We start from the raw sequence: 16,248 nt of genomic DNA on the forward strand, positions 1-16,248 counted from the left end.
CAAGGCCAAGGAGGTACCGGTGGCGGGATCCACGCGTCGGGTGCGCACCCCCAGCGGTGACGTGCGGGCTGCGCTGGTGGACGCCGCCGAGGCGGTGCTGGTGCGAGAGGGCCCGTCCGGCGTGACCGTGCGCGCGGTGGCGACCGAGGCCGGGGTGGCGCCGATGGGTGTCTACAACCGCTTCGGCGACAAGGAGGGCCTGGAGCGCGAGCTGTTGGTGCGCGGCTTCCACGGGCTGCGTGACGCGGTGGCCCCCCGCGGCGAGGCCGACCCGCTGCAGCGGTTGCGGTGCTGCGGCGTGCGCTACCGAGAGTTCGCGCTGTCGCACCCGCAGCACTACCGCGTCATGTTCGACGCCACCACCGGCGCGGGGTTCGCCTCCGAGCAGGTGCAGGAGGCGGCCATGGCGGCGTTCGGCGAGCTGGTGGGGCACGTGCAGCACGCCATGGCGCAGCGGGCGATCGCCACCGGTGACGCCGAGGACCTTGCCAGCCAGATCTGGGCGGCGGTGCACGGGGCGGTGTCGCTAGAGCTGGCCGGGTGCACCGTGGCGGTCGACCCGGAGGCGACCTACGGACGGCTGCTCGACCTGGTGATCACGGGCCTCACCGCGAGCTGACGCTCCAGCCTGCTTGGCAGCGGTTGCGGACGCGGCGCGGGGCGGTTGGTGGTACTTGCAGACGCACCATCCTGTCGGCGTGGCGTGCGACCGTGAACCCATGGCCACGGTGCAGAACGTGACGCTGCCGGAGGTGGCGCTGCTGCGGCTGGCGGCGCAGCGGCTGGCGGGGCCACGTGCCGCCACCGCGGCCGAGGCGGTGCGGTGGATGGGCGCGGTGCAGGCCCAGGACCACCCCGGCTCGCTCACCTCGGTGGCGCTGCGCACCGCCGCCGGCACCCGCGCCGACGTGGTGGCCGCGCTGGACGCCGGCGAGGTGGTGCGGACCTGGCCCATGCGCGGCACGCTGCACCTGCTGCCCGCCGAGGACGTGGCCTGGATGCTGCCGCTGCTCACCCCGCGGGTGGTGGCCGCCAGCGCGGGCCGGCGCCGCAGCCTCGGGCTCACCGAGGACGACCTCGACCGTGCCGGGCAGCTGGCCGAGCAGGCGCTGGCCGGGGGAGCTGGCCTCACCCGCAGCGAGCTGTTCGCGGTGTGGGACGACGCGGGTCTGGCCACCCGCGAGCAGCGCGGTGCGCACCTGCTCGGCTACCTGGCCATGACCGGCACCCTGGTCTTCGGCCCTACCCGGAACGGGCAGCACCTGCTGGTGCTCGCGCGCGACTGGGTGCGCCGGCCCCGCCGGCTCGAGCGCGAGGAGGCCCTGGGTGAGCTGGCGCTGCGCTACTTCCGCAGCCACGGCCCCGCCACCCCGGCCGACCTGGGCCGGTGGGCCCACCTGCGGGTGGGCGACCGCCGCACCGGGGTGGAGCTGGCCCGGCTGCACCTGCTCAGCGTCGAGGTGGCGGGCGCCGACGGCGACGGCACCGAGCACCTGATGGACCCGCAGACTCCCGAGCGGCTCGCTGCCGCGCGCGAGGAGGCCGAGGGGGTGCTGCTGCTGCCCGGCTTCGACGAGCTGGTGCTGGGCTACGGCGATCGCCGGGCGCAGCTGGACACCGAGCACGCCGGCCGGGTGGTGCCCGGCGGCAACGGGATGTTCCTGTCCACCGTGGTGAGCGCCGGGCGCATCGTGGGCACCTGGCGGCGGGCGGGGCGCGGCGCGCAGCAGACCATCAGCGCCACCCCGTTCACCGCCTTCACCCCCGAGGTGGAGTCAGCGCTGTCCCGGCTGTACGAGCAGCTGCCCTAGCCGGCGGTCACCAGCCGCGGGCGCGCCACTCGCCCAGCTGCGGACGCTCGATGCCCAGGTTGGTGTCGCGCCCGTGGCCGGGGTAGACGACGGTGTCGTCGGGCAGCGTCCCGAAGACGCGCTCCTCCAGGTCGTCCATCAGCTGGCCGAAGTCCTCCGGGTTCTGCGTCTTTCCCGGCCCGCCCGGGAACAGGCTGTCGCCGGTGAAGAGGTGCTTCTGCTCGCCGGCGCGCAGCAGCAGGGCCACCGAGCCAGGCGTGTGGCCGCGCAGGTGGATCACCTCCAGCCGTAGGTCACCCACCTCGACGGTGTCGCCGTGGGCGAGCACGCGGTCCGGGACCACCGGCAGCGGGGCGGCGTCCAGCGCGTGCGCGGCGGTGGGGGAGCCGGTGCCGCCGACCACGTCGGCCAGGGCCTGCCAGTGGTCAGGGTGCTGGTGGGTGGTCACCACCAGCGACAGCTCGGGGGCCTGCTCGTCGAGCAGCTCGGTGAGGCGGTCGGCGTCGTTCGCGGCGTCGATGAGCAAGGACTTGCCGGTGGAATGGCACACCACCAGGTAGGCGTTGTTGTCCATCGGGCCCACCGACACCTTGGTGAGGGTCCCGCCGGGAAAGTCCTTGCGCTGCGCGGCCCCACCCGGGGTCACCGAGCCTGTGTAGTGCGCGTCAACCTGCATGGTGCACAACGTTACCGGCGTCACGTCCAGACCGGGGGAGCGACTGGCCGCCCGGTTCTTGTCGGGGCGCCGACCTACCATGGAGGAGAGCGCGACATCCGGCCACACCGGTCGCATATCGGATGTGGTCACCTCGTGGCGGATGTTGGCCACACTCGGTGCACCGCGGTGTGCTGCCGGGTGTGCAGTGGTGCGCAGGGGAACTAGTGCGTGATGAAGGGATCTGGAGTGGCTGACCGTCTGGTCGTCCGTGGCGCTCGCGAGCACAACCTGCAGGGGATCGACATCGACCTGCCCCGGGACAGCCTCATCGTCTTCACCGGGCTGTCCGGCTCGGGCAAGTCCAGCCTCGCCTTCGACACCATCTTCGCCGAGGGGCAGCGCCGCTACGTCGAGTCGCTCTCGGCCTACGCCCGCCAGTTCCTGGGGCAGATGGACAAGCCTGACGTGGACTTCATCGAGGGCCTCTCGCCGGCGGTCTCCATCGACCAGAAGTCCACCAACCGCAACCCGCGGTCCACGGTGGGCACCATCACCGAGGTCTACGACTACCTGCGCCTGCTCTACGCCCGCGCCGGCACCCCGCACTGCCCGGTCTGCGGCGAGCTGATCTCCCGCCAGACCCCGCAGCAGATCGTCGACCAGGTGCTGGCCATGGAGGAGGGCGCGCGCTTCCAGGTGCTCGCCCCCGTGGTGCGCACCCGCAAGGGGGAGTTCGTCGATCTCTTCGAGCAGCTGCGCAGCCAGGGCTACTCCCGGGTCCGGGTGGATGGCACCGTGCACCAGCTGACCAACCCACCCAAGCTGAAGAAGCAGGAGAAGCACGACATCGAGGTGGTGGTCGACCGCCTCAGCGTCAAGGACAGCGCCAAGCAGCGGCTCACCGACTCGGTGGAGACCGCGCTGCGCCTGGCCGAGGGCGTCATCGTGCTGGAGTTCGTCGACCGCGACGAGGACGCCCCCGACCGTGAGCGCCGCTTCTCCGAGAAGATGGCCTGCCCCAACAACCACCCGCTGGCCATCGACGACCTCGAGCCGCGCTCGTTCTCCTTCAACTCGCCCTACGGCGCCTGCCCGGAGTGCACCGGAATCGGCGTGCGCAAGGAGGTCGACCCCGAGCTGGTGGTCCCCGACGACGAGCTCAGCCTGGCCGACGGCGCCATCGCACCCTGGTCCAGCGGGCAGACCGCGGAGTACTTCAACCGCCTGCTGTCCGGGTTGTCACAGGCCATGGGCTTCTCCATGGACACGCCGTGGAAGAAGCTGCCCGCCAAGGTGCGCAAGGCCGTGCTGGGCGGCTCCGACGACCAGGTGCACGTCAAGTACACCAACCGCTACGGGCGCACCCGCTCCTACTACGCCGCCTTCGAGGGCGTCATGCCGTTCCTGGAGCGGCGCCTGGAGCAGACCGAGTCGGAGTACATGAAGGAGAAGTACGACGGCTACATGCGAGAGGTGCCCTGCCCGGCCTGCCACGGCACCCGGCTGAAGCCGGAGATCCTCGCGGTCACCCTGGGCGACGAGCAGCCGCTGTCCATCGCCGAGGTCTGTGCGCTGTCGGTGGCCGACTGCTCCGCCTTCCTCAACGCCATGCAGCTCGGCCCGCGCGAGCAGATGATCGCCGGCCAGGTGCTCAAGGAGATCCAGGCCCGGCTGGGCTTCCTGCTCGACGTCGGCCTGGAGTACCTGTCCCTGGACCGCGCCGCCGGCACGCTCTCTGGTGGCGAGGCCCAGCGCATCCGCCTGGCCACCCAGATCGGCTCCGGCCTGGTGGGCGTGCTGTACGTGCTGGACGAGCCCTCCATCGGGCTGCACCAGCGCGACAACCGGCGGCTCATCGAGACCCTCACCCGGCTGCGCGACCTGGGCAACACGCTGATCGTGGTGGAGCACGACGAGGACACCATCCGCCAGTCCGACTGGGTGGTGGACATCGGCCCGCGCGCCGGCGAGCACGGCGGCCACGTGGTGCACAGCGGCACCTACGCAGGGCTGCTGGAGAACACCGAGTCCCTCACCGGCGCGTACCTGTCCGGCCGGATGGCCATCCCGCTGCCCGCCCAGCGCCGCAAGATCGACCGCAAGCGGCAGGTCACCGTGGTGGGCGCGCGCGAGCACAACCTGCACGACATCGACGTGAGCTTCCCGCTCGGGGTGCTCACCGCGGTCACGGGGGTCTCCGGCTCCGGCAAGTCCACCCTGGTCAACGACATCCTGGCCACGGTGATGGCCAACAAGCTCAACCGGGCCCGCCAGGTGCCCGGGCGGCACACCCGGGTGAACGGGCTGGACCAGCTGGACAAGCTGGTGCAGGTGGACCAGTCGCCCATCGGGCGCACCCCACGCTCCAACGCGGCCACCTACACCGGGGTGTTCGACAAGATCCGCACGCTGTTCGCCTCCACCGTGGAGGCCAAGGTGCGCGGCTACCAGCCCGGCCGGTTCTCGTTCAACATCAAGGGCGGCCGGTGCGAGGCCTGCTCCGGCGACGGCACGCTGAAGATCGAGATGAACTTCCTGCCGGACGTGTACGTGCCCTGCGAGGTATGCCACGGTGCGCGCTACAACCGGGAGACCCTGGAGGTGCACTACAAGGGCAAGACCATCGCCGAGGTGCTGGACATGCCCATCGAGCAGGCGGCCGAGTTCTTCCAGTCCATCACCTCCATCCACCGCTACCTGCAGACGCTGGTGGACGTTGGGCTGGGCTACGTCCGGCTCGGCCAGCCAGCTCCCACCCTCTCCGGTGGTGAGGCGCAGCGGGTCAAGCTGGCGGCGGAGCTGCAGAAGCGCTCCACCGGCCGCACCGTCTACGTGCTGGACGAGCCCACCACCGGGCTGCACTTCGAGGACATCCGCAAGCTCCTCGGCGTGATCAACGGCCTGGTCGACAAGGGAAACACCGTCATCGTCATCGAGCACAACCTCGATGTGATCAAGACGGCCGACTGGGTCCTGGACATGGGCCCGGAGGGCGGTGCCGGCGGTGGCCGGCTCATCGCCCAGGGCACGCCGGAAGACGTTGCCGCGGTGCCGGAGAGCTACACCGGCCGCTACCTCAAGGACGCCCTCGAGGCCGCCCCCACAGAAGCACCCACAGTGATCCCCCCGATCAAGCGCAAGGAGAAGGTAGCCGTCCCAGCGGGGTAGCCCCACCGACGGGTGGAACCTCCCTCAGACCAGGACGACTAGATTTGACGACTGATGACTCACGACGACACGACTGACCGCGACATGACCGACCGCCAGACCGCAGGCCCCGAGACCGCAGGGCCCGACACAGCGGGCCCCGAGGCTGCAGCCACCCAGGCTGCAGGGCCCGACACAGCGGGTTCCCAGAGTGCGGCGCCGTCCACCACGGACCGACCCGCCCCCACCACGGAGACCGCCGAGCCCGAGGGGGCCCCGCCTGTCTCCTTCGCCGACCTCGGCATCGACGAGCGGGTGCTGCGCGCCCTCACCGACGTCGGGTACGAGAGCCCGTCGCCGATCCAGGCCGCCACCATCCCCGCCCTGCTGCAGGGCCGGCACGTGGTGGGCCTGGCGCAGACCGGAACGGGCAAGACCGCGGCCTTCGCGGTGCCCATCCTGTCCCGCATCGACCTGAGCCAGAAGACGCCGCAGGCGCTGATCCTGGCGCCCACCCGCGAGCTCGCGCTGCAGGTGGCCGAGGCCGTGAGCTCCTACTCCCGCCACCTGCCGGGTCTGCACGTGCTGCCCATCTACGGTGGCCAGAGCTACGGCGTGCAGCTGGCCGGGCTGCGCCGCGGCGCGCACGTGGTGGTGGGCACGCCCGGTCGCGTCATCGACCACCTCAACAAGGGCACCCTGGACCTGCGCGAGCTGCGCTTCCTGGTGCTCGACGAGGCCGACGAGATGCTGGCGATGGGCTTCCAGGAGGACGTCGAGACCATCCTCGCCGACACCCCGGACGACAAGCAGGTCGCGCTGTTCTCCGCGACCATGCCCAGCCAGATCCGGCGGATCTCCAAGCGCTACCTCACCGACGCGCAGGAGATCACCGTCACCAACCGCACGGTGACCGCGGCCAACACCCGCCAGCGCTACATCCAGGTCGCCGGGAACCGCAAGCTCGACGCCCTCACCCGGGTGCTCGAGGTGGAGACGTTCGAGGCGATGATCGTGTTCGTCCGCACCAAGCAGGCCACCGAGGAGCTGGCCGAGCGGCTGCGGGCGCGCGGGTTCTCCGCCGCCGCCATCAACGGCGACATCGCCCAGGCGCAGCGCGAGCGCACGGTGAGCCAGCTCAAGAGCGGGGACCTGGACATCCTGGTGGCCACCGACGTCGCCGCCCGCGGGCTCGACGTGGAGCGCATCAGCCACGTGGTGAACTACGACATCCCGCACGACACCGAGTCCTACGTGCACCGCATCGGCCGCACCGGCCGCGCGGGCCGCTCCGGTGACGCGCTGCTGTTCGTCACCTCGCGAGAGCGCCACCTGCTGCGGGCCATCGAGAAGGCCACCCGCCAGCCCATCACCGAGATGGCGCTGCCGACGGTGGACGACGTCAACTCCACCCGGGTGAGCAAGTTCGCCGACGCCATCACCGCCAGCCTCGACTCCGCGGAGATGACCCTGTTCCGCCGCCTGGTGGAGGACTACGAGCGCGAGCACGAGGACGTCACCCTGCTGGACGTCGCGGCCGCGCTGGCCGTGATGACCCAGGACGGGGAGAGCTTCCTGCTCAAGCCGGAACCGCCCCGCAAGGAGCGCGAGCGCCACGACAAGGAGCGCGCCGCCCGCACCGGGGGCAAGGAGGCGGGTGGCTTCCGGGAGCGCGGTGAGCACAAGGAGCGCGGCTCCCGCGGCCCCGCGCGCTCGCAGGCGGGCGGGCCGATGGCCACCTACCGCATCCGGGTGGGGCGCCGGCACAAGATCTCGCCCGGGTCGATCGTCGGAGCCATCGCCAACGAGGGTGGGCTCACCCGGGCCGACTTCGGCCACATCGACATCCAGGGCGACCACAGCCTGGTGGAGCTGCCGGCCAACCTGGCCGACGACTTCTTCGAGCGGCTGCGGCGCACCCGCATCTCCGGCCAGCTCATCGGCCTCACCCGCGAGGAGGGCGAGAGCCCCCGCCGCGGCGGGGCCCGCAAGGACCACCACCGCAGCTGAGGCCAGACCGACTGAGCCGGGCCCCCGCGGGGAGCCCGGCTCAGTCGTGCGTGTCGTTCGGCAGTGCGGGTGGAGCGGTGCCGGCCCGTCAGTAGACGGGGCCGGTGTACTTCTCGCCGGGGCCCATGCCCGGCTCGTCGGGGTGGGCGGACTCCTCGCGGAAGGCCCGCTGCAGTGCCTGCAGCCCGTCGCGCAGCGGTCCGGCGTGCGGGCCCAGGTACTCCACCGACGAGGTGATCAGCCCGGCCAGGGCGGTGATCAGGCGGCGGGCCTCGTCCAGGTCGCGGTGCGGGCTGGACGAGGGGGTCTCGTGGGACAGGCCGAGCTTCTCCGCGGCCGAGCTCATCAGCATCACCGCAGCGCGGCTGATCACCTCCACCGCGGGGACCTCGGCCAGCTCTCGGGTGTCTGGTTCGGCAGGGATGTGCGGGTCATCGGTCATGACTGGTAGCCTTGCACCTACGACCGCCCCCGGTTCGCCGGGGGCAGCAAGTGGAGCCCCGCTCCCACCTCCACATCCCTCGGGTGTGCAGGTCCGGTCCGGCTCGTCCTCGCGACGAGCTTCGATGCCCCGGCAGGGGTGTCAGGATCGGTCGGCAACGGGCCCCTGCACGTCCTCCTCCGAGGGCGTCCTGGGGCCTTCGTCGTGGAGAGCCCGGTTCTGCGGTCATGGACAGAATGCCGAACCTAGGAGGCCCCATCAGCGCTGAGACCCGCATCAACGATCGCATCCGTGTTCCCGAAGTGCGGCTCGTAGGGCCCAACGGGGAACAGGTGGGGATCGTGCGCGTGGAAGATGCACTCCGCCTGGCCGTGGAGTCCGACCTCGACCTGGTCGAGGTCGCCCCCGAGGCCCGCCCGCCGGTCTGCAAGCTCATGGACTACGGCAAGTTCAAGTACGAGAACGCGCAGAAGCAGCGCGAGTCGCGCAAGAACCAGCAGATGACCGTGGTCAAGGAGCAGAAGCTCCGGCCCAAGATCGACTCGCACGACTACGAGACCAAGAAGCGCAACGTGGTGCGCTTCCTCGAGGCCGGCCACAAGGTCAAGGTCACCATCATGTTCCGTGGCCGCGAGCAGTCCCGCCCCGAGCTGGGCTTCCGGCTGCTGCAGCGCCTCGGCGCCGACGTCGCCGACCTCGGCTTCGTGGAGACCTCGGCCAAGCAGGACGGCCGCAACATGACCATGGTGCTGGCCCCGCACAAGGGCGCCAAGACCAGGGTCAAGGCGCAGCAGAGCGCGGAGGCACCGCCGGCCCAGTCCGCGGCGGCCCAGGCCGCCGCGGCCACCCCTGCCGCGCCGGCCCCGGCCGAGCAGGCGCCTGCGAGCACCCCCCAGCCCGCACCGACCGAGCAGGGATCCACGTCCTAGTCAGCCCACGCTGACGACGACGCCCGCCACTACGCTCACAACCAATAGTTGAGGACGACACATGCCCAAGATGAAGACCCACAAAGGCACCGCCAAGCGCATCAAGGTGACCGGCGCCGGCAAGCTCATGCGTGAGCAGGCCAACCGCCGCCACCTGCTGGAGCACAAGCCCACCAAGCGCACGCGTCGCCTCGACGGGGACACCGCTGTCGCCAAGAGCGACCAGGGCCGCATCAAGCGCCTCCTGGGCATGTGACCTGCCCTTCCCAGTGACGGCCCCGGCCCGCACCCCGCGGCGCTGAGGCCTCTCCCGCACACCCGGGCGGATCCTCGCCCCCGAGATCGACAGGACTTACCCAGTGGCACGCGTGAAGAGGGCAGTCAACGCCCAGAAGAAGCGTCGTACGACGCTCGAGTCGGCCTCCGGCTACCGCGGACAGCGCTCGCGCCTGTACCGCAAGGCCAAGGAGCAGATGCTCCACTCGATGACCTACGCCTACCGCGACCGCCGTGCGCGCAAGGGCGAGTTCCGCAAGCTGTGGATCCAGCGCATCAACGCTGCGGCCCGCGCGAACGGGATGACCTACAACCGCTTCATCCAGGGTCTCAAGGCCTCGGGCCTGGAGGTCGACCGCAAGGTGCTGGCCGACATGGCCGTCGCTGACCCGGCCGCCTTCGCCACCCTGGTGGAGCTGGCCAAGGCGCACGTCCCCGCCGACGTGAACGCACCCAAGGAGAGCGCGGCCTGAGCGCCTCGCCCTCAGCAGGAGACCGACCCGCGGACCCGTTCACCGAACGGACTCCGCGGGTCGTTTCCGCTGTCAAGCTTCATCGCGGCGCCACCCGGCGCAGCACCGGCCACTTCCTGGCCGAGGGCGCCCAGGCCGTCCGCGAGGCCCTGGCCGACGGCCAGGTCCGCGAGCTGTTCGTCACCGCCACCGCGCTGGCCGCGCACCCGGAGCTGGCCGCCGCGGCCACCGAGCGGGGCGTGCGGGTCAGCCCGGTCACCGACCGTGCCGCGGCCGCGCTGTCGGACACCGTCACCCCACAGGGCCTGGTCGCCGTGTGCGACCTGGTGGACGTCAGCCCCGAGCAGGCCCTGCACGGCTCCCCGCAGCTGGTTGGGGTGCTCGTGGACGCCGCCGAGCCGGGCAACGCCGGCACCGTCATCCGGGTGGCCGACGCCGCCGGGGCCGACGCCGTGCTGCTGGCCGGCGACAGCGTGGACGTGCACAACGGCAAGTGCGTGCGGGCCTCCACCGGCAGCGTCTTCCACCTGCCGCTGGCCCGGCACCGCCACCCGCTGGGTCTGCTCGAGCAGGCCCGCGCCGCCGGCCTGCAGGTGCTGGCCACCGCCGCGGACGGCGAGGTGGACCTCGACGACGCCGACGAGCTGCTGCGCGCACCCACCGCGTGGCTGTTCGGCAACGAGGCGCACGGGTTGAGCCCCGAGCTGGCCGCCGCGGCCGACCACCGGGTGCGCATCCCCATCCACGGCCGCGCGGAGAGCCTCAACCTGGCCACCGCGGCGGCGCTGTGCCTCTACGCCAGCGCCCGCGCCCAGCGGCGTAGCGGCCGGGTCCACCCGGGCGAAACCCCGGCGGGGCGCTGAGCACCATCGCCTAGGATCGAGGGCGCGTCCAGCCCGGCCGAGAACCAGCGGCCGGAACCCCACACAGACAACGAGGTGCACCGCTCCGTGTCCGCCACCAACGACCCCTACGACCCCAAGCAGGTCGCCGCGTTGTCCGCGGACGCGCTCGACCGGGCGCAGGAGGAGGCCGAGCAGGCCTTCGCCACCGCGGCGGACCTGGACGCGCTGGCCGCCGCCCGCACCGCCCACCTGGGCGACCGGGCCCCGGTGATGCTGGCCCGCCGCGAGCTCGGCGCCCTGCCGCCCGCGGCCCGGGCCGATGCCGGCAAGCGGGTCAACCGCGTGCGTGCCGCCGCCCAGCAGGCCTACGACGACCGGCACGCCGAGCTGCTCGCCGAGCGAGACGCCGCCGTGCTGGTGGCCGAGGCGCTGGACGTCACGCTGCCCGCCGAGCGTCAGCCGCTGGGGGCGCGCCACCCCATCACCGCCATCTCCGAACGCATCGCGGACATCTTCGTGGCCATGGGCTGGGAGGTGGCCGAGGGCCCGGAGCTGGAGGTGGAGCACTTCAACTTCGACGCGCTGAACTTCCTGCCCGACCACCCCGCCCGCACCATGCAGGACACCTTTTACGTGGCGCCGGAGGGCTCCAAGCAGGTGCTCCGCACGCACACCTCACCGGTGCAGGTGCGCTCCATGCTCGAGCGCGACCTCCCGCTGTTCGTGGTGTGCCCGGGCCGCACCTTCCGCACCGACGAGCTGGACGCCACGCACACCCCGGTGTTCCACCAGGTGGAGGGCCTGGCCATCGCCGAGGGCCTCACCATGGCCCACCTCAAGGGCACCCTGGACGCCTTCGCCAAGGCCATGTTCGGCCCGGAGTCGCGCATCCGGCTGCGCCCCAGCTACTTCCCCTTCACCGAGCCCTCGGCCGAGCCGGACGTGTGGTTCCCGGAGAAGAAGGGCGGCGCGGGCTGGGTGGAGTGGGGCGGCTGCGGCATGGTGCACCCCAGCGTGCTGCGCGCCGCCGGCATCGACGCCGACCGCTACTCCGGCTTCGCCTTCGGCATGGGCATCGAGCGCACCCTGATGTTCCGCAACGGCATCCCCGACATGCGCGACATGGTCGAGGGCGACGTGCGCTTCACCCTGCCCTTCGGCGTCCAGGCCTGACGGCCACCCCCGCTGTGCTTGTAACCAGCACCGTGCCTGACAAGATCCAGCCGAGAGAGAGCTGACTGAACGTGCGCGTACCCCTGTCCTGGCTGACCACCGACGCCGGCCTGCCCACCGGCGCGCTGCCCGACGACGCGGTCGCGGTCTCCGACGCCTTCGTCCGGGTGGGCCTGGAGCTGGAGGAGCTGTTCCCGCCCGCCGACCTCAGCGGTCCGGTGGTCCTGGGGCGCGTCGCGGAGATCACCGAGCTCACCGACTTCAAGAAGCCCATCCGCTACTGCCAGGTGGACGTGGGCAACGACGAGCCGCAGAACATTGTCTGCGGGGCCACCAACTTCGCCGTCGGTGACCTGGTGGTGGTCGCCCTGCCCGGCAGCGAGCTGCCCGGCGGCTTCGCCATCGCCTCCCGCAAGACCTACGGCCACGTCTCCGACGGCATGATCTGCTCCGCCCGCGAGCTCGGGGTGGGCGGTGAGCACTCCGGCATCCTGGTGCTGCCCGCGGGCACGGGCACCCCCGGCGAGGACGCCGTGGCCGCGCTCGGCCTGGACGACACCGTCATCGAGCTCAACATCACCCCGGACCGGGGCTACTGCTTCTCCGTGCGCGGACTGGGCCGCGAGCTGGCCAGCGCCTACGACGTGGAGTTCACCGACCGTGGCCTGGCCGAGGTCCCCGCGAGCGCCGGCGACGCCTGGCCGGTGACGCTGGAGCCGGAGGCGCTGTGCGCCCGCTTCGTGGTGCGCCGGGTCACCGGGATCGACCCCGCCGCGACCAGCCCGTGGTGGCTGCAGCGCCGGCTGATCCTGGCGGGCATGCGCCCGATCTCCGCCGCCGTGGACGTCACCAACTACGTGATGCTGGAGCTCGGCCAGCCGCTGCACGCCTTCGACGCCGCCACCGTGCAGGGCCCCCTGGTGGTGCGCAAGGCCCGCACCGGCGAGAAGCTGTCCACCCTGGACGGCGTCGTGCGCACGCTCGACCCCGACGACGTGGTGATCTGCGACGACTCCGGCCCGGTGTCGCTGGCCGGCGTGATGGGCGGAGCGAGCACCGAGGTGGGGCCGCAGACCACCGACGTGCTGCTGGAGGCCGCCACCTGGGACCCGCTGAGCATCGCCCGCACGGCGCGGCGCCACAAGCTGCCCAGCGAGGCCAGCAAGCGCTTCGAGCGGGCCGTGGACCCGGCCGTGGCCGCGGTGGCCCTGGAGCGGGCCGCACAGCTGCTGGCCGAGATCGCCGGCGGCACCGTGCAGGACGGCCGCACCGACGAGGGCGGCGTGTCCACCCCGGCATCGGTCACCATGGCCGCCGACCGGCCCGACCAGGTCGCCGGCACCAGCTACCCCGAGGGCACCACCGCTCGGCGGCTGCGCCAGGTCGGCTGCACCGTGGCGGGCACCGGCACGCTGACCGTCACCCCGCCGACCTGGCGGCCGGACATCACCCAGCCGGCCGACCTGGTGGAGGAGGTGCTGCGCCTGGAGGGGCTGGACACCATCCCGTCGGTGCTGCCCGCCGCCCCCGCCGGGCGCGGCCTCACTCCGTCCCAGCGCCGGCGTCGCGCGGTGTCCAAGGCGCTGGCGTCGGCGGGCTACGTGGAGGTGCTGCCCACGCCGTTCCTGCCCGCCGGGGTGTTCGACGCCTGGGGCCTGGCGGCCGAGGACCCGCTGCGCAACACCGCCGCGGTGCTCAACCCGCTGGAGGCCGACCGCGGCCAGCTGGCCACCACGGTGCTGCCGGCGCTGCTGGAGGCCATGCAGCGCAACGTCTCCCGTGGACAGCGCGACGTGTCGCTGTTCGGCGTGGCCCAGGTGGTCCAGCCCGCGGAGGGCACCACCGAGCCCACCTCCCTGGCGGCGCTGCCGGTGGACCGCCGGCCCAGCCAGGAGGAGATCGACGCCCTGCTGGTGGCGCTGCCGCGCCAGCCCGTGCACGTCGGGGTGGTGCTGTGCGGCCAGCGCGAGCGCGCCGGCTGGTGGGGCCCGGGCCGGGTGGCCGAGACCGCCGACGCCATCGCCGCCGCCCAGTCCGTGGCCCGCGCCAGCGGCGTGGAGCTCACCGTGCGCCAGGCCCAGCAGGCGCCGTGGCACCCCGGTCGCTGCGCCGCGCTGGTGGTGGACGGCGAGGTGGTCGGCCACGCCGGCGAGCTGCACCCCGCGGTGTGCGAGCGGGCCGGCCTGCCGCCGCGCACCTGCGCCATGGAGCTGAACCTGGACGCCCTGCCGGTGCGCGAGGTGCTGGTGGCGCCGGTGGTGTCCCCGTTCCCGCCGGTGCTGCAGGACGTGGCGCTGGTGGTGGACGCCGCCGTGCCCGCGGGCGAGGTGGAGCTGGCGCTGCGCGCCGGCGGCGGCGAGCTGCTGGAGGACGTCCGCCTGTTCGACGTCTACACCGGCAAGCAGGTGGGGGAGGGCAAGCGCTCGCTGGCCTTCGCGCTGCGCTTCCGCGCCACCGACCGCACCCTCACCGAGGACGAGGCCAGCCTGGCCAGGGACGCGGCCGTGGACGCCGCCACCGCGGCCACCGGAGCACTGCTGCGCGGCTGACCCCCGCCGGTGGATAGTTTTCCATCGCGGTGCATAATCGTCGTATGACGACAAAGGTGGCGGTGGCCGGGGCCAGCGGGTACGCGGGGGGTGAGCTCCTGCGCCTGCTGCTCGGGCACCCGGCGGTGCTCTCCGGCGAGCTGGAGATCGGCGCGCTGACGGCCGGCTCCAACGCGGGCAGCACCCTGTTCGAGCACCAGCCGCAGCTGCTGCCGCTGGCTGACCGGGTGCTGGCCCCGTCCACCCCGGAGGTGCTCCGCGGGCACGACCTGGTGTTCCTGGCCCTGCCGCACGGCTACTCCGCGGAGCTGGCCAACCAGCTGGACGACGACGTGGTGATAATCGACTGCGGCGCCGACTTCCGGCTCACCGACGCCGACGCGTGGAAGCAGTACTACGGCACCGAGCACGCCGGCAGCTGGCCCTACGGCATGCCCGAGCTGCCCGGCGCCCGGGACAAGCTGCGCGGCAGCAGGCGCGTCGCCGTTCCCGGCTGCTACCCCACGGCGTGCAGCCTGGCGCTCGCGCCGGCCATGGCCGCGGGCATCGCCGAGCCCCGGGTGAACATCGTCGCCGTCACCGGTACCTCCGGGGCGGGCAAGTCCCTCAAGCCGCACCTGCTGGGCGCGGAAGTGATGGGCTCGGTCAGCGCCTACGGCGTGGGCGGCGCGCACCGGCACAACCCGGAGATCCGGCAGAACCTCTCCGCGGTCGCCGGGCAGCCGGTCACCGTCTCCTTCACCCCGGTGCTCGCCCCGATGCCGCGCGGCATCCTGGCCACCTGCACCGCCCCCACCACCGCCAGCGCCGCGCAGGCCCGCGCGGTCTACGAGCAGGCCTACGCCGACGAACCCTTCGTGTACGTGCTGGGGGACGGGAAGTTCCCCAGCACCGGTGCGGTGCTCGGCTCCAACGTGGTGCAGCTGGGCGTCACCGTGGACGAGGCCGCGGGGCTGCTCGTGGTGGTCGCCGCGGTGGACAACCTGACCAAGGGCACCGCCGGCGCTGCCGTGCAGTGCATGAACCTCTCGCTGGGCCTGCCGGAGACGGCAGGCCTGCCGCGGACGGGAGTGGCCCCGTGAGTCCCAACCCAGACCCCACCGGCCCCACACCGCTGAGCGTGGTGCGCAACCGCGGGGTCACCGCCCCCGCCGGCTTCCGGGCCTCGGCGATGGAGGCAGCCGCCGACACCGACGTGGCGCTGGCCCTGCTGGTCAACGAGGGTCCCGACCTCGCCGCGGCCGGGCTGCTCAGCTCCGGCGAGCAGCGCACCGCGCCCCAGCTGTGGACCCAGCAGGTGCTCACCACCGGTCGGCTGCGTGCCGTGCTGGTGCACACCGGTGTCTGCAGCCCCGGCGCCACCGCTGACCTGAGCGGCGCCAGCGAGGCGGCCAGTGCCGACTTCGGCGACACCCACCAGCTGGCCGAGACGGTGGCGAGCACCCTGAGCAGCTGGGGCAGCAGCACCGGCGCCGTGGAGGTCGCCGTGTGCGCCACCGGCGGCTCCGGCCACCGCGCCGCGGGGCAGGTCCTGGTGGCCGGGGCCGAGGAGGCCGTGCGCGAGCTGGCCGGCGGCCTGGTCGGCGGCACCGACGCCGCGTGGGCCATCGCCGGCCCGGCCCGGGTGGCGCAGGCTGCGCTGGCGCACGAGGCCGGCTGGATCGTCGGCGGCATGGTCGGGGGATCCGGTACCGCTGCGGCGGGCACCACCTGCCTGCTCACCTGCGACGCCGTCGCCGACCCCACCACCCTGCGCGACGCCCTCGCCGCGGCCACCGCCGACCGGCTGCCGCTGCCGGCCGGCACCACCGTGGTGCTGCAGGCGTCCGGTGCCAGCGAGGTGACGGCCTCGCCGCAGGCGCTCAGCGCCGTGGTGGGCGCGATCTACGACGACCTGCAGGCGCAGGTCACCGAGGGGGACCTGTGAGCACCACC

General features: G+C 72.8%; 14 protein-coding genes. 12 read left to right on the top strand and 2 right to left on the bottom strand.

Features of this window, described 5'->3' with window-relative positions:
• Nucleotides 1-19 precede the first annotated feature (19 nt).
• Both AC3YNX_RS10950 and AC3YNX_RS10955 read left to right on the top strand, forming a co-directional pair.
• Complete coding sequence (locus AC3YNX_RS10950) at nucleotides 20-619, top strand: TetR/AcrR family transcriptional regulator (protein WP_164860590.1); 600 nt, start codon at nucleotides 20-22, stop codon at nucleotides 617-619.
• A gap of 100 nt (nucleotides 620-719) precedes the next feature.
• A complete protein-coding gene (locus tag AC3YNX_RS10955; RefSeq protein WP_489995468.1) occupies nucleotides 720-1,811 on the top strand; it encodes a winged helix DNA-binding domain-containing protein in 1,092 nt (363 codons plus the stop codon).
• Nucleotides 1,812-1,818: 7 nt separating this feature from the next.
• On the opposite strand, the gene AC3YNX_RS10960 is transcribed toward AC3YNX_RS10955, so the two are convergent.
• The gene (locus AC3YNX_RS10960) at nucleotides 1,819-2,487 is read right to left on the bottom strand and encodes an MBL fold metallo-hydrolase (RefSeq protein WP_489995469.1); all 669 of its coding nucleotides are present in this window, start codon (nucleotides 2,485-2,487) and stop codon (nucleotides 1,819-1,821) included.
• Between the two features lie 228 nt (nucleotides 2,488-2,715).
• Between AC3YNX_RS10960 and uvrA the strand changes: the two genes are divergently transcribed.
• A complete protein-coding gene (uvrA, locus tag AC3YNX_RS10965; protein ID WP_127782606.1) occupies nucleotides 2,716-5,637 on the top strand; it encodes an excinuclease ABC subunit UvrA in 2,922 nt (973 codons plus the stop codon).
• A 54-nt stretch (nucleotides 5,638-5,691) separates the two neighbouring features.
• Nucleotides 5,692-7,626, top strand: a complete 1,935-nt coding sequence (locus AC3YNX_RS10970) for a DEAD/DEAH box helicase (protein ID WP_489995470.1) — start codon at nucleotides 5,692-5,694, stop codon at nucleotides 7,624-7,626.
• An 88-nt stretch (nucleotides 7,627-7,714) separates the two neighbouring features.
• Here the strand turns inward: AC3YNX_RS10970 and AC3YNX_RS10975 are convergent, their stop codons facing one another.
• Nucleotides 7,715-8,068: a DUF1844 domain-containing protein gene (locus AC3YNX_RS10975; protein ID WP_489995471.1), complete on the bottom strand. Its 354-nt coding sequence runs from the start codon at nucleotides 8,066-8,068 to the stop codon at nucleotides 7,715-7,717.
• 236 nt (nucleotides 8,069-8,304) lie between these two features.
• On the opposite strand from AC3YNX_RS10975, the gene infC reads away from it, so the two are divergent.
• The 8 genes from infC (at nucleotide 8,305) to AC3YNX_RS11015 (ending at nucleotide 16,240) form a co-directional block, all read left to right on the top strand.
• Nucleotides 8,305-8,997 carry a translation initiation factor IF-3 gene (gene infC / locus AC3YNX_RS10980; protein WP_489984041.1) on the top strand — a complete coding sequence of 231 codons (693 nt, stop codon included), beginning with the start codon at nucleotides 8,305-8,307 and terminating at the stop codon, nucleotides 8,995-8,997.
• A 61-nt stretch (nucleotides 8,998-9,058) separates the two neighbouring features.
• Nucleotides 9,059-9,253 (top strand): 50S ribosomal protein L35, encoded by a 195-nt coding sequence (gene rpmI / locus AC3YNX_RS10985; protein WP_127782609.1) that lies wholly within the window; start codon nucleotides 9,059-9,061, stop codon nucleotides 9,251-9,253.
• 103 nt (nucleotides 9,254-9,356) lie between these two features.
• Nucleotides 9,357-9,746, top strand: coding sequence for a 50S ribosomal protein L20 (rplT, locus tag AC3YNX_RS10990; RefSeq protein WP_127782610.1), 390 nt, complete (start codon nucleotides 9,357-9,359; stop codon nucleotides 9,744-9,746).
• Nucleotides 9,743-10,609 carry a TrmH family RNA methyltransferase gene (locus tag AC3YNX_RS10995; RefSeq protein WP_489995519.1) on the top strand — a complete coding sequence of 289 codons (867 nt, stop codon included), beginning with the start codon at nucleotides 9,743-9,745 and terminating at the stop codon, nucleotides 10,607-10,609. The genes rplT and AC3YNX_RS10995 overlap by 4 nt, the downstream gene beginning before the upstream one ends.
• Before the next feature lie 87 nt (nucleotides 10,610-10,696).
• Nucleotides 10,697-11,764 carry a phenylalanine--tRNA ligase subunit alpha gene (gene pheS / locus AC3YNX_RS11000; RefSeq protein ID WP_489995472.1) on the top strand — a complete coding sequence of 356 codons (1,068 nt, stop codon included), beginning with the start codon at nucleotides 10,697-10,699 and terminating at the stop codon, nucleotides 11,762-11,764.
• Nucleotides 11,765-11,835: 71 nt separating this feature from the next.
• The gene (gene pheT, locus AC3YNX_RS11005; protein WP_489995473.1) at nucleotides 11,836-14,313 is read left to right on the top strand and encodes a phenylalanine--tRNA ligase subunit beta; all 2,478 of its coding nucleotides are present in this window, start codon (nucleotides 11,836-11,838) and stop codon (nucleotides 14,311-14,313) included.
• 44 nt (nucleotides 14,314-14,357) lie between these two features.
• Nucleotides 14,358-15,395: an N-acetyl-gamma-glutamyl-phosphate reductase gene (gene argC, locus AC3YNX_RS11010; RefSeq protein ID WP_489995474.1), complete on the top strand. Its 1,038-nt coding sequence runs from the start codon at nucleotides 14,358-14,360 to the stop codon at nucleotides 15,393-15,395.
• Nucleotides 15,392-16,240, top strand: coding sequence for a bifunctional ornithine acetyltransferase/N-acetylglutamate synthase (locus tag AC3YNX_RS11015; RefSeq protein WP_489995475.1), 849 nt, complete (start codon nucleotides 15,392-15,394; stop codon nucleotides 16,238-16,240). Before argC ends, AC3YNX_RS11015 begins: the two co-directional genes overlap by 4 nt.
• The last annotated feature ends 8 nt before the right edge of the window (nucleotides 16,241-16,248 follow it).

It is taken from the genome of Rhodococcus sp. Z13_19A, from assembly GCF_058133575.1.

Excerpts from the sequence above, each read along its gene's own strand:
- AC3YNX_RS10955 (WP_489995468.1), top strand. The coding sequence starts at position 720 with ATGGCCACGGTGCAGAACGTGACGCTGCCGGAGGTGGCGCTGCTGCGG.
- AC3YNX_RS10960 (WP_489995469.1), bottom strand. The coding sequence starts at position 2,487 with ATGCAGGTTGACGCGCACTACACAGGCTCGGTGACCCCGGGTGGGGCC.
- AC3YNX_RS10970 (WP_489995470.1), top strand. The coding sequence starts at position 5,692 with ATGACTCACGACGACACGACTGACCGCGACATGACCGACCGCCAGACC.
- AC3YNX_RS10975 (WP_489995471.1), bottom strand. The coding sequence starts at position 8,068 with ATGACCGATGACCCGCACATCCCTGCCGAACCAGACACCCGAGAGCTG.
- infC (WP_489984041.1), top strand. The coding sequence starts at position 8,305 with ATGCCGAACCTAGGAGGCCCCATCAGCGCTGAGACCCGCATCAACGAT.
- rpmI (WP_127782609.1), top strand. The coding sequence starts at position 9,059 with ATGCCCAAGATGAAGACCCACAAAGGCACCGCCAAGCGCATCAAGGTG.
- argC (WP_489995474.1), top strand. The coding sequence starts at position 14,358 with ATGACGACAAAGGTGGCGGTGGCCGGGGCCAGCGGGTACGCGGGGGGT.